Origin of the sequence: Agromyces subbeticus DSM 16689 (assembly GCF_000421565.1) — a bacterium.
GTDB classification, from domain to species: Bacteria; Actinomycetota; Actinomycetes; order Actinomycetales; family Microbacteriaceae; genus Agromyces; species Agromyces subbeticus.
The window spans coordinates 322,658-334,839 of sequence record NZ_ATXG01000003.1 but is presented as its reverse complement, the minus strand read 5'-3'; the positions used below and the strand labels follow the sequence as shown (position 1 = coordinate 334,839).

The following is a 12,182-nucleotide window of genomic DNA, read 5'->3' as shown; positions in this document are numbered from 1 at the left end:
GTCATCCTTGCAGTGCTTCGGGCACTGCGGTAGGCGTCACACCCCACGACTCGAGGATCAGGCGTCCGTTGTGCAGCTGGCTGCCGAGGTAGGTCTCCCCGTCACTGCCCGCGACACCGAGCGAGTCGCCGTAGAGCGCGTCGGGACCTGAGTACACGGTCACTCCTGCTTCGCTCGCGATCGTCTCGGCCGCCTTCGGCGAGATGGACGCCTCGGAGAAGACAGCCTTCACGCCGGTGGCGGCGATCTTCGCGACCAGGTCGTCGATCTCTGCGGCGCTCGGCTCCGCGTTGTCGTCGAAGCTCGGGATGACGCTGCCGACGAACGTGATGTCGTACGCATCGACGAAGTAGGTGAAGGCGTCGTGGTTGGTCACGAGCAGACGGTCGGCCGCGGGAACGGCTGCGACGTTCTCGTCGATCCAGCCGTCGAGGGCGTCGAGGTCGGCGAGGTAGTCGGACTCGTTTGCCTCGATCGTGGCCGCATCGACGCCCGGCACTTCGGCGAGGCCGTGCGCGATGTTCTCGACCATCTGCTCGGCGAGCTCGGGGTCGGTCCAGATGTGCGGGTTGCCCTCGCCGTGGCCGTGGTCGTCGTGCGAGTCTTCGGCGTGCTCGTCTGCTGTCTCGTCGGCGTGCTCATCGGCATGCTCATCGGCGGCTTCGGTCTCGGCGGCTTCGGCCTCATCGGCATGCTCGTCGGCGGCTTCATCGCCGTGCTCGTCTTCGGTGCCGAAGAGCTCGATGCCCGTGCTCGCGTCGATCAGCTCGCCGTCGAAACCCGAGGCCTGCATGGCGTCGTCGAGCCAGCTCTCGAGTCCCGCGCCGTTGACGACGAGCGCATCGGCGTTCGTGAGCGCGAGCAGTTGCGCCGCCGAGGGGTCGAAGCTGTGAGCGCTCTGGCCGGGGGAGAGCAGCTGGGTCACCGATGCCGTGTCGCCGACGAGCTCGCGCGTGAAGTCGCCGACCTGGGTCGTCGTCGCCACGATCTTCGGGCCGTCTGCATCGTCGGATGCCGCGGGCGCGGCGCACCCGGCGAGCACCATGGTCGACGCGACGAGCGCCGCCCCGCCGGCGATCGGGGTGAGCAGATGGCGGCGGCGGGCACTGGATCGGGCGGTCATGATTCCACCGTAGGCTTATTGATAATGATTGTCAAAACCACGAGAATGCAGTCGGTCGCACACCAAGTGAACATTCGAGGGCGTATCGCGCATTCCCACCGTCATCCTGTGCACAGATCTGGCGAGTGTCGCATCGACGTGGGAGAGTGAAGCACGTGGATACGACGACGACCCCGCTCACGTTGCATCCGTTCACCGTCGCCGACGCCGAGCGGGTGCTCGCCGGCGAGGTTGACCCGCACGATGGGTGGGAGGGCGCCTACGCCTTCACCGACGAGCCCGAGCTGCTCGCCGAATACCTTCGTGCGGTGCAGGAGAACGGCGACCCCATGCCCTTCGGCCCGTACCTGGTGCGGCGCGGCGAAGACGGCGCGGCCATCGGGGGAGTGAACCTGTTCGGTCCGCCCGGCGACGACGGAGCCGTCGAGTTCGCGTTCGGCCTCGTGCCGGCCGTGCGCGGCCAGGGCCTCGCTCCGCACGCGGTCGCCGCGGTGATCGAGCTCTGCCGCACCGCCGGCGTCGCGATCCTGCGCGCCGAGGCAGAGGTCGGCAACCTGCCCGCGCGGCACACACTGCAGAGCGCCGGCTTCACGCAGGCCTCGCGCACGCCCGAGGCGATCACGTACGAACTGCAGCTGTAACCCGTCACGGGAGTTTGCGACCCGCCCGAGCCGAACTCTGCGTCGAAACCCCTGAAGCCGGTTACTCCAGCAGGAGGGCAGGCTCCTCGATGATCGACGCGACATCCGCGAGGAACCGCGACGCGACATCGCCGTCGACCACACGGTGATCGAACGAGGCGCCGATCGTCGTGACGAAGCGCGGACGCACTTCGCCGTCGACGACCCACGGCTTCTGCTTGATCGTGCCGAGGGCGACGATCGCGACCTCGCCGGGGTTCAGGATCGGCGTTCCGGTATCCATGCCGAACACGCCGATGTTCGTGATCGTGATCGTGCCGTTCTGCATCTCGGCAGGCTGCGTCTTGCCCTCGCGTGCGGTCAGGGTGAGCTGCTCGAGCGCGGTCGCGAGTTCGACCATCGTCATCGCCTGCGCCTCTTTGACGTTCGGCACGATGAGGCCGCGCGGCGTCGCCGCGGCGATGCCGAGATTGACGTAGTGCTTGACCACGATCTCGGAGTCGGTCCATTGCGCGTTCACGGTGGGGTTGCGACGCACCGCCCAGATCATCGCCTTTGCCATGATGAGCAGCGGCGAGATGCGCACGCCCGCGTAGTCGGGGGAGGCCTTGAGTCGCTTGAGGTACTCCATGGTGCGCGACGCATCGACATCGACGAAGACGCTGACGTGCGGCGCTTGGAACGCACTCTGCACCATGGCGTTCGCGATCGCCTTGCGCACGCCCTTCACGGGAACGCGCTCTTCGCGACCCGACGGCCACTCGGGCGTCTGGATGTTGCGGAACACACTGGCCTGGCTGGCCTCGCGAATCACGTCATCGCGGGTGATGTCACCGATCGGTCCCGTGGGCGCGACTCTCGACAGGTCGACGCCGAGGTCTTTCGCGAGCTTGCGGATCGGAGGCTTCGCGATCACGGGCACGCGTGCGGCCTGGCGCGCGGTCGTCGCGGCAGCGGATGTCGCTGCCGCCGCCGCGGCACCGGCCGTGTCGGCCGTTGCAGGCGGGGCCGGAGGCGTGGGAGCCGGGGGAGCGAGGTGGCCGTGCGCGCCGTCGGGCGTATGGTGGCGGCGACGCCGCGTCGCAGCCGGGCCCGAGCTGCCGTGGCCGACGAGCACTGCTCCGCTCTCTTCGGCGGAAGCAGAGGCGGCGGGCGCCCCGGCGGCGGCTGCGGCGACAGGCGCCGTGGCGGGAGCGGGAGGCAACGGGGCGGAGTCGAGCGTCGCCACGGGCGTCGTGCCACCCGCGAGCGAGCCGGCTGCGGGCGCACCGCCCGCGGGTTCGCCGGCCGCGAGCCCCGCGGCATCCGTCTGGATCACGAGGATGGGGGTGCCGACGTCGACCGTGCTGCCCTCGTCGACGAGCAGTTCGGAGACGACGCCCTCGAACGCGCTCGGCAACTCGACGAGCGATTTCGCCGTCTCGATCTCGACGAAGACCTGGTCGAGGCTGATGCGGTCGCCGGGCGCGACGCGCCACTGCACGATCTCGGCCTCGGTGAGACCCTCGCCGACGTCGGGGAGGGGGAATCGGATCTCGCTCATGTTCTTTACCCTCGCAGTCGGTCTATGCCGTCGTCGTCATGTCATGCCGCGCGCCGCGCGGCGCCTCAGTAGGCCAGGGCGCGATCGACGGCCTCGAGCACCCGGTCGGGGCTCGGCAGGAACTCGGTTTCGAGCGCCGCCGGCGGGAACGGCGTGTCGAAGCCCGACACTCGCAGCACCGGCGCCTCGAGCGCGTAGAAGGCACGCTCGGCGACCGTCGCGGCGATCTCGGACCCGATCGACACGTTGCCGTACGCCTCTTGCGCGACCACGAGCCGGCCGGTGCGGTGCACCGAGTCGAGCAGGGGGCCGTAGTCGATGGGGGAGAGCGAGCGGAGGTCGACGACCTCGAGGCTGCGGCCCTCGGTGGCGGCGATGTCGGCGGCCTGCAGCAACGTCGCGATCATCGCGCCGTGGCCGACGACCGTCACGTCGGTGCCTGGCCGCATGATGCGGCTCGCGTGCAGCGGGAGCCCGGTGTGGTCGAGGTCGACCGGCCCCTTCGGCCAGTAGCGGCTCTTCGGCTCGAAGAACAGTACGGGGTCGTCGGAGCGGATCGCCTCTTGAATCATCCAATAGGCGTCGTGCGGGTTCGACGGGCTCACCACGCGCAGGCCGGGCGTGTGCGCGAAGTACGCCTCGGGGCTCTCTTGATGGTGCTCGATCGAGCCGATGTGCCCGCCGTAGGGCACGCGGATGACGACGGGCATCGAGACGCTGCCGTCGTGACGCAGGGTCTGGCGGGAGAGCTGGGTGGTGATCTGGTCGAACGCCGGGAAGATGAACCCGTCGAACTGGATCTCGATCACCGGACGGTAGCCGCGCATCGCGAGCCCGATGGCGGTGCCCACGATCGCCGACTCGGCGAGCGGCGTGTCGAGCACGCGCTTCTCGCCGAACTCGGCCGAGAGACCCTCGGTCACGCGGAAGACGCCGCCCAGCGGGCCGATGTCTTCGCCCATGAGCAGCACCTTGTCGTCGGCGCGCATCGCGTCGCGAAGGCCGGCGGTGATCGCCTTGGCCATCGAGAGCGTCTGCACGCCGCGCACCCCCGAGCCGTCGGTCGTCACGGCGGCGTCGGCCGAGGCTGTGCCGATCGGCGCGGCGTCGGTAGCGGCATCCGTCACGTGGGTCTCCTCTTCGGTGCGGGCGCTCATGCCGCGCTCCCGTCGGGTGCGGTGTCGAACGAGGTCTCGAAGCGGTGCAGCCACTCGGCCTGCTCGGCCATGAGCGGGTGCGGCTCGCTGTAGACGTGCTCGAAGATCACCTCGCGCGTGGGTGCCTGCAGTTCGAGCGCACGACGACGCAGGTCGGCGGCGATGTCGCCCGCCTCGGTGTCGACGTCGGCGAAGAACTCGGCTGACGCGCCGCGGCCCTCGAGCCAGGTGCGATACCGGGGGATCGGGTCGCGCGCCTCCCAGTAGGCGACCTCGTCGTCGGTGCGGTACTTCGTAGGGTCATCGGCCGTCGTGTGCGCGCCCATGCGGTAGGTCAGGGCCTCGATCAGGCTCGGGCCCTCGCCCGCGCGGGCCTCTTCGAGCGACTGCCGGGTCACGGCGTAGCTCGCGAGCACGTCGTTGCCGTCGACGCGAATGCCCGGCATGCCGAATCCGCCGCCGCGCAGCGACAGGGGGCTGCGGGACTGCCGTGAGACCGGCACCGAGATCGCCCACTGGTTGTTCTGGATGAAGAAGACCTGCGGGGTCTGGTAGCTCGACGCGAAGACGAGCGCCTCGCTCGCGTCGCCCTGCGAGGTGGCGCCGTCGCCGTAGTACACGAGCACCGCGGCATCCGTCTCGGGGTCGCCCGTCGCGGTGGCGCCGTCGAACTGCAGCCCCATGGCGTAGCCCGTGGCGTGCAGCGTCTGCGAGGCGAGCACGAGCGTGTAGAGGTGGAAGTTGCCGTTCTCCTCGGGATTCCACCCGCCGAGCGTCGCGCCGCGCAGGAGCGCGAGGATGCGCACGGGGTCGAGGCCGCGGATGATGCCGACGATGTGCTCGCGGTACGACGGGAACAAGTGGTCTTGCGGGCGCGCTGCGTGCGCGGAGCCGACCTGCGCCGCCTCCTGCCCGTGGCTCGGCACCCACAGCGCGAGCTGACCCTGCCGCTGCAGGTTGGCGCCGGCGACGTCGATGCGGCGGGAGACCGCCATGTCGCGGTAGAAGCGCTCGAGCTCGGCGTCGCTGAGGGCTTCGACGAGCGGGAGGTAGGCCTCGGCTTCGGGGGTGGGGCGGAGTGCGCCCTCGGGGGTCAGGAGCTGGACCGTCGGCGCGGTGAACTCTCTTTCGCGGGCTGCCACCGTTCCACGCTACCCGCTAGGCGGGGAGCCCTTCTTGTGACGCAGGTACAAGCTCACTGAGAATCGTGAGGAGGATCTCCACAGACTCCTCTTCGCCGATGGAGACCCGGATGCCCTCGGGCGCGAACCCTCGGGTGACGAGCCCAGCGTCGAAGAGCCGGTCGGCGACGGCCGTCGTGGCCTCGCCCGTCGGCAGCCAGAGGAAGTTGCCGCGTGCCTCGGGCAGCGGCCAGCCCTGCTCGAGCAGCGCCTCGCGCACGCGGTCGCGCCGCTCGGCGATGGTCGCGACCCGCTCGAGCAACTCTGCCTCGGCGGTCGGCTCGAGCGAGGCGAGGGCAGCGGATGCCGCGGCCGCCGTGACCCCGAGCGGAATGGCCGTGGCGCGCGCCGCGTCGAGCAGTTCGATCGGCCCGACGGCATAGCCCACGCGGAGGCCGGCCAGGCCGTAGGCCTTCGAGAAGGTGCGCAGCACCACGAGGTTCGGGTAGCGGCCGATGAGCGTGCGACCGTCGACCGGGGCGGCGGTGTCGCCTGCGGTGCCTGCCGCGGCAGCGTTCGCGAACTCGATGTACGCCTCGTCGAGCAGCACGAGCCGGTCGCTCGGCACCGCGGCCATGAACGCCTCGAACTCGGCGGCGGTCACGGTGACGCCCGTGGGGTTGTTGGGCGAGCACACGATGACGACCCGCGTGCGCTCGGTGACAGCTGCGGCCATCGCATCGAGGTCGTGGCCGTGATCGGCGCGGTTCGGCACCGGCACGCTCGTGGCCCCGGCGACCGTGACGAGGCCGGGGTAGGCCTCGAACGAGCGCCACGAGTAGACGACCTCGTCACCGGGGGCCGCAGCCGCGAGGATGAACTGGGCGAGGAGCGAGACCGAACCTGCGCCGACGAGCACCTCGTCGGCGGTGACGCCGAATCGCTCGGCGAGCCGTTCGCGAAGCGCGAGCGCCGTGGCGTCGGGATAGCGGTTGATGTGCGCGGCCGACGCGGAGACCGCCTCGACGACCGAGGGCAGCGGATCGAACGGGTTCTCGTTGCTCGAGAGCTTGAAGCCGTCGGCCGGCGCCGGGCGCCCCTGACGATACGGCGGAAGGGCGGCGATCTCGGGGCGCAGGCGTACGCGCTCGCCCGTGGGCTCCTGTGCGGTCACGAATTCCACCGTACCCCTTCGCCCGCCGCGCCCGTTCTGCCAAGCTGGAGCCATGCGGTTCATCGTGAAGGTCATCGTCGTCGCGTTCGCCCTCTGGCTCACGACCCTCATCGTCGCCGGCGTCAACGTGGTGCCGTACGAGAACACCACGATCGCCTCGGTGCTGACGTACCTGCTCGTCGCGCTCATCTTCGGACTCGTCAACGCGATCATCGGCAACCTCATCAGGATCGTCGCCTTCCCGCTCTACGTGCTGACGCTCGGCCTCATCTCCTTCATCGTCAATGGCCTGCTGCTGCTGCTCGTCGACTGGATCAGCGATCTCATGGGCTTCGGCCTCGTGGTCGACAGCTTCTGGTGGGGCGTGCTCGGCGCGCTGGTGCTGGGTCTCATCAGCTGGCTCATCGGCCTCGTGGTTCGTCCGTCGTCGAAGAGCTGACGTCGCGGGTGCCGATCCACCGGCTCATCTCGCCGGTGCCGCAGCCGGTGAACGTCGCGAGCTGCTCGCGGAACTCGACGAGGCGTTGCTCCTCAGACGCGTCGATGAGCGCACCGGTCTGCCGGTAGCGAGAGAGTTCGTGCGCCGGCAGCGCCGTCTCGTAGTCGACGCCGGGCTCGAGCACGCTGCGTGAGACCGTCAGCCGGTCGGGCGAAGGATGCCCCGCACCGCCCGTCGCGGGCACGAGATCTTCCTCGTGCTCGAGCGACAGCAGCGGCACTCCGTCGCGAAGCGGCGCCGACGCGACCGGGCCGCCCACGCTGACCGCCCCGACCACGTTCAACTCGGGATCACCGGCGAGCCCGGCGGCGTTCACGCCGCCACCCGAGTGGCCGATGGGGAAGATCGGGTCTCCGGGTTGCACCCCGGCCTCGGCCAACGCGAGTCGCACGGCGCGGTCGCCGGCCCCGGAGTCTTCACCGACGACTCGCAGGGCGTCGAGCGGCGAGTCGTCGGCGATGCCGTGCAGGTTGTTCGTCATGTCGTTCGGCTGGGCCCCGGCCGTCAAACCGAGATCGACCGTGCCGCCGATGTAGACGACCCAACGGGGGTCGTCGGCACCGCCGTACCGTTCGACCCGGATCTGCGCATCGTCGTCGGTCGCCGGAATGCGCGCGACCAGGTCGGCGATGCCGGTCGGGGCCGGGACCGAAGCCGAGACCGGAGCCGAGACCGACCGCAGCTCCGTCGGCCGGTCACCGCGGGCGACCCGCTGCCCGTCGGGTAGCGCCCTCGTCACGCGCACGGGGGCGTCGACGAGCACCCGGCTGCCCGCAACCGCACCGACCAGGCCGGCCGCGGCCAGCAGCATCGACGCGTTCTCGGGTGCTCCGATGCCGACCCCGGCCTGGGTGAGTGAACTCGGCAGGTGGAGGAGGCCCGCGGCGAATTCGTCGGCTGAGTCGGCGGCGGTGCGCACGAGGCGCACGAACGCCGGGTCGGAGAGCAGCTCGGGGTGCTCTGCGAGCCAGTCTTCGAGGGCGCCGCCCGAGCCGGTGGCCGCCCAGATGCCGATCGCAGGCAGCGCCGCCCCGACGATGAGCGGTGCCGACCAGCCCAGCAACCAGGCCCCGACCCGCCCGGCCATGCCCCACAGCGCGCCCACCATGTGCTCGGTGAAGCCGTAGCGTTCGGCGCTCTCGAGCAACGACTGCCGCAGCAGGCCTGCCTCGGCGTGCGCGGCGGCGAGTCGCCGGATCGCCTCGTCGAGTTGCCGGCAGGGGTCGGGCTGCACACCCCACGCCGAGCCTCGAGCGAGGTCGAGTTCGGCGAGCCCGCGCGTGATCACGCCGGCCCGCGCCGACAAGTCGGCGACCACGTGCTCGACGGTCGCCAGTCGCACCGCCTCGGCGAACAGCTCATCGACCGCGACCGCGGTGGAGCCTCCGCCCGAGACGGTCAGCGCGTCGCCCACGCCGCGGCTCCGTCGAGGTCGGCCCGCTGCACGTGTGAGGCGTCGTGGCGATCCGAGCTCGACTGCAGGTCGAGCGCGCGCTGCTCTTCGGCGCGAACGGCTGCTTCATGCTCCGCAAGCTCGGCACGGATGCCGGCGATGCACGCCTCGAGCTCGGTCTCGCCGGCGGCGAGCGCCAGTTCGACCGCGGCGAGCGCGGAGCGCAGTTGGGCGAGTCGTTCGAGGTAGCGTTCGGCCGCCGTCGAGCGCCAGCCGGCAGCGCCCGCCGGCAGGATCACGGGCCAGCGCTCGCGCACCTCGCCGAGCAGCGGCCGAAGCATCACGAGATGACGCTCGGCCGCATCGGCGCGCTCGGCGGTGGCCGGGGTGCCGGTGAGAGCCGAGATCAGGTAGTCGGAGTCGGACATGCTCCGAGTCTCAAGCGCCGCGGCATCCGCTCGTCGATCGCGGCTCGCGTACGGGGTCATCGAGGCGACGCAGCGCCTGTTGAGGGGGAGTGCGAGCATGGCAGCGCGTGCGTCACCCGCGCCCTCAGTCGACCAGCACCTCGCGAAGCGCGTGCACGCCGACCGCGCCCAGCCGCCCCTCGGTGCCGATCGTGTCGACGATCGCGCTGCCGAGCACGAGCGCCCAGCCGCGGGCGCGGTCCCACATCGCGGCATCCGTCGCCCGTCGTTCGTCGACCTCGGCCCTGAAGACGGCGCGTGCTGCGCCATCGAAGGTGACCCATGCCGTCGCCAGGTCGCACGCGGGGTCGCCCGCGCAGACATCACCGAAGTCGATCACGGCACTGAGCCCAGCGGATGCGTCGAGCACGAGGTTCGCCGGGTGCAGGTCGCCGTGCAGCCACACCGGTGGCCCCGACCAGGCCGGCGCTGCGAGTGCGCGCTGCCACACCGCGCGCAGGGCCTCGCCGCCCGGGAGCCCGCGCTCGAACCTGGCCTGAACGGCGGCGTCTCGCGTCGCGAGCGGCACGCCGCGATACTCGTTGACCGGGGCGTCGAGCGGCGCCGGCACGCCGAGCTCAGTCACGAACGCGGCGAGCGCGGGTGCCGCCGCAGCCCGCGCGGCCGGGCTCGAGTCGGCGGCCGAGTCGCCGTCGAACCACGGCAGGATGCTCCACGGGAAGTCGAAGCCGAGCTCGGGCGCCGGTCGGCCGATGCGCACAGGAGCGGGTACCGGCGCGTGCACTCGCTCGGCGATGCCGGGCAGCCACCGCTGCTCGTGCAGCACGAGGCCGGCCGCGATCGAACGACGGGGCAGCCGCACCACGTGACGGTCGCCGAGGCGGAACATCACGTTGTCCCAGCCGTTGGCGAGGCGAGAGATCGGGCCGGTGAGATCGGGATGCTGCGCCGCCACGAGCGCCGCGGCGAGCGCTTCGTCGACGCGAATGTCGGGCTCAGGGGCATCCAAATCGTCACTCCCTCTCGCCGCCGGTCCGGCACGCGCGATCGCACGGCGGTTCGCCAGCGTATCGCCCCCGAACTGGCTGCTGTGCGTGGCGGCGAACTCGTCCACAATGGAACCCATGACGCGAGCGGATTCCGCTGGGGACGCCGCGCAACCGTTCCGAGTTTCCTTCGTGTGCACCGGCAACATCTGCCGCTCACCGATGGCCGAGGTCGTGCTGCGCGCGCACGCCGACCGTGCCGGGCTCACCGGGCAGCTGGCGATCGAATCGGCCGCGACCGGCGACTGGCACGTCGGCGAGCCCGCCGACCCGCGCACGATCGACGCGCTCGCCCGCGCCGGCTACGACGGGCACCACCACCGAGCCCGGCAGTTCGACGCCGCCGACTTTCCGCGACTCGACCTCGTGGTGGCCTTCGACCGCGGCCAGGCCCGCATCCTGCGCAACTGGGCGCCGAACCCGGCCGAGCAGCAGAAGGTGCGCCTGCTGCTCGAGTTCGAGCCCGAAACTCCCGCGCTGCACGACGTTCCCGACCCCTACTACTCCGACGCGGTGATGTTCGATCGAGTCCTTGAGATGATTGAACGGTCGACGTCGGCGCTCTTCCGGCAACTCGCACCAGCACTCAGACAAGGAATCCGATGACTTCGCTGCCTCCCCAGCCGCTCAGCCCCCTCGACGGTCGCTACCGCTCGGCGGTCGGCGAGCTCGGCGAGCACCTCTCAGAGGCAGGCCTCAACCGGGCGCGCGTGCACGTCGAGGTCGAGTGGCTGATCGCCCAGACCGACCGCGGCTTCTTCGGCACCGCGGCGCTCTCCGAGCACCAGCAGGCGTCGCTCCGCCAGGTCGTGACCGACTTCGGGCAGTCCGACATCGACGAGCTCGCCGGCCTCGAGGCCACGACGCGTCACGACGTCAAGGCCGTGGAGTACTACGTGCGCCGCCGCCTCACCGACCTCGGGCTCGACGCGATCTCTGAGCTCACCCACTTCGCGTGCACGAGCGAAGACATCAACAACCTCTCCTACGCCATCACCGTGCGCGACGCCGTGCGCGACGTGTGGCTGCCGAAGTACCGGGCGGTCATCGAGACCATCGAGGCGCTCGCCCGCGAGCACCGCGACGCCTCGATGCTTTCGCGCACGCACGGCCAGCCCGCGACCCCGTCGACCATGGGCAAGGAACTTGCAGTCTTCGCCTACCGCCTCCGCCGCATCGAGCGGCAGATCGAGGCGACCGAGTACCTCGGCAAGTTCTCTGGGGCGACCGGCACGTTCTCGGCGCACGTCGTCGCGGCTCCGGATGTCGCGTGGCCTTCGGTCTCTCAGGAGTTCGTCGAGTCGCTCGGCCTCACCTGGAACCCGCTCACCACGCAGATCGAGTCGCACGACTGGCAGGCCGAGCTCTACGGCAAGATCTCGCACGCCAACCGCGTGCTGCACAACCTCGCGACTGACATCTGGACCTACATCTCGCTCGGCATCTTCCGCCAGATCCCCGCGCCGGGGGCCACCGGCTCGTCGACGATGCCACACAAGGTCAACCCGATCCGCTTCGAGAACGCCGAGGCGAACCTCGAGCTCTCCTCGGCCCTGCTCGACTCGCTCGCCGCGACCCTCGTGACGAGTCGCATGCAGCGCGACCTCACCGACTCGAGCGCGCAGCGCAACATCGGCGTCGGCTTCGGGCACTCGATGCTCGCCCTCGACAACATCCAGCGCGGCCTCGGCGAGATCGACCTCGACCTCGTGGTGCTCGCGGCCGACCTCGACGGCAACTGGGAGGTGCTCGGCGAGGCGATCCAGACGGTGATCCGCGCCGAGGTCGTCGCCGGGCGTTCGACGATCGCCGACCCCTACGCCATGCTCAAGGAGCTCACGCGCGGCAAGCGCGTCGGCGCGAGAGAGCTCGCCGAGTTCGTCGAGTCGCTCGAGATCGGCGACGACGCGAAGCAGCGCCTGCTCGCCCTCACGCCGCAGTCGTACACGGGCATCGCGTCACAGCTCGTCGAGCGCCTCGGCTGAGGCATCCGCCGGTCGAGTAGGCCACCCGCGGCCGTATCGAGACCCCGTGCGAGGTCTCGATACGCTCGCTGG

At 70.7% G+C, this 12,182-nt stretch carries 12 protein-coding genes; 4 read left to right on the top strand and 8 right to left on the bottom strand.

Translation table 11 applies throughout. From position 1 onward, the window contains the following. Window position 1: 1 nt before the first annotated feature. Window positions 2-1,123, bottom strand: a complete 1,122-nt coding sequence (locus tag H521_RS0107720) for a metal ABC transporter substrate-binding protein (RefSeq protein WP_022892454.1) — start codon at window positions 1,121-1,123, stop codon at window positions 2-4. A 155-nt stretch (window positions 1,124-1,278) separates the two neighbouring features. Here H521_RS0107720 and H521_RS22125 point away from each other — a divergent pair, with 155 nt between their 5' ends. Further along, complete coding sequence (locus H521_RS22125; protein WP_022892453.1) at window positions 1,279-1,764, top strand: GNAT family N-acetyltransferase; 486 nt, start codon at window positions 1,279-1,281, stop codon at window positions 1,762-1,764. A 61-nt stretch (window positions 1,765-1,825) separates the two neighbouring features. Here H521_RS22125 and H521_RS0107710 read toward each other — a convergent pair whose 3' ends face one another. The 4 genes from H521_RS0107710 to H521_RS0107695 form a co-directional block, all read right to left on the bottom strand. Further along, a complete protein-coding gene (locus tag H521_RS0107710) occupies window positions 1,826-3,307 on the bottom strand; it encodes a dihydrolipoamide acetyltransferase family protein (protein ID WP_022892452.1) in 1,482 nt (493 codons plus the stop codon). Between the two features lie 65 nt (window positions 3,308-3,372). Beyond that, window positions 3,373-4,332, bottom strand: coding sequence for an alpha-ketoacid dehydrogenase subunit beta (locus H521_RS0107705; RefSeq protein ID WP_040424162.1), 960 nt, complete (start codon window positions 4,330-4,332; stop codon window positions 3,373-3,375). Between the two features lie 128 nt (window positions 4,333-4,460). Continuing rightward, complete coding sequence (locus H521_RS0107700) at window positions 4,461-5,606, bottom strand: thiamine pyrophosphate-dependent dehydrogenase E1 component subunit alpha (RefSeq protein ID WP_022892450.1); 1,146 nt, start codon at window positions 5,604-5,606, stop codon at window positions 4,461-4,463. A 16-nt stretch (window positions 5,607-5,622) separates the two neighbouring features. Beyond that, the gene (locus H521_RS0107695) at window positions 5,623-6,759 is read right to left on the bottom strand and encodes a histidinol-phosphate transaminase (RefSeq protein ID WP_026482045.1); all 1,137 of its coding nucleotides are present in this window, start codon (window positions 6,757-6,759) and stop codon (window positions 5,623-5,625) included. 52 nt (window positions 6,760-6,811) lie between these two features. Between H521_RS0107695 and H521_RS0107690 the strand changes: the two genes are divergently transcribed. After that, window positions 6,812-7,198 (top strand): phage holin family protein, encoded by a 387-nt coding sequence (locus tag H521_RS0107690; RefSeq protein WP_022892448.1) that lies wholly within the window; start codon window positions 6,812-6,814, stop codon window positions 7,196-7,198. Here H521_RS0107690 and H521_RS0107685 read toward each other — a convergent pair. The 3 genes from H521_RS0107685 to H521_RS0107675 form a co-directional block, all read right to left on the bottom strand. After that, window positions 7,161-8,672 carry a hypothetical protein gene (locus H521_RS0107685; RefSeq protein ID WP_022892447.1) on the bottom strand — a complete coding sequence of 504 codons (1,512 nt, stop codon included), beginning with the start codon at window positions 8,670-8,672 and terminating at the stop codon, window positions 7,161-7,163. The two genes, H521_RS0107690 and H521_RS0107685, sit on opposite strands and share 38 nt — an antisense overlap. Next, the gene (locus H521_RS0107680) at window positions 8,657-9,079 is read right to left on the bottom strand and encodes a hypothetical protein (protein WP_156891300.1); all 423 of its coding nucleotides are present in this window, start codon (window positions 9,077-9,079) and stop codon (window positions 8,657-8,659) included. The genes H521_RS0107685 and H521_RS0107680 overlap by 16 nt, the downstream gene beginning before the upstream one ends. Window positions 9,080-9,203: 124 nt before the next feature. After that, the gene (locus H521_RS0107675; RefSeq protein ID WP_084512062.1) at window positions 9,204-10,205 is read right to left on the bottom strand and encodes an aminoglycoside phosphotransferase family protein; all 1,002 of its coding nucleotides are present in this window, start codon (window positions 10,203-10,205) and stop codon (window positions 9,204-9,206) included. Between H521_RS0107675 and H521_RS0107670 the strand changes: the two genes are divergently transcribed. Continuing rightward, window positions 10,204-10,731, top strand: a complete 528-nt coding sequence (locus tag H521_RS0107670) for a low molecular weight protein-tyrosine-phosphatase (protein ID WP_022892444.1) — start codon at window positions 10,204-10,206, stop codon at window positions 10,729-10,731. The two genes, H521_RS0107675 and H521_RS0107670, sit on opposite strands and share 2 nt — an antisense overlap. Next, window positions 10,728-12,110, top strand: coding sequence for an adenylosuccinate lyase (gene purB, locus H521_RS0107665; protein ID WP_022892443.1), 1,383 nt, complete (start codon window positions 10,728-10,730; stop codon window positions 12,108-12,110). Before H521_RS0107670 ends, purB begins: the two co-directional genes overlap by 4 nt. Window positions 12,111-12,182 lie beyond the last annotated feature (72 nt).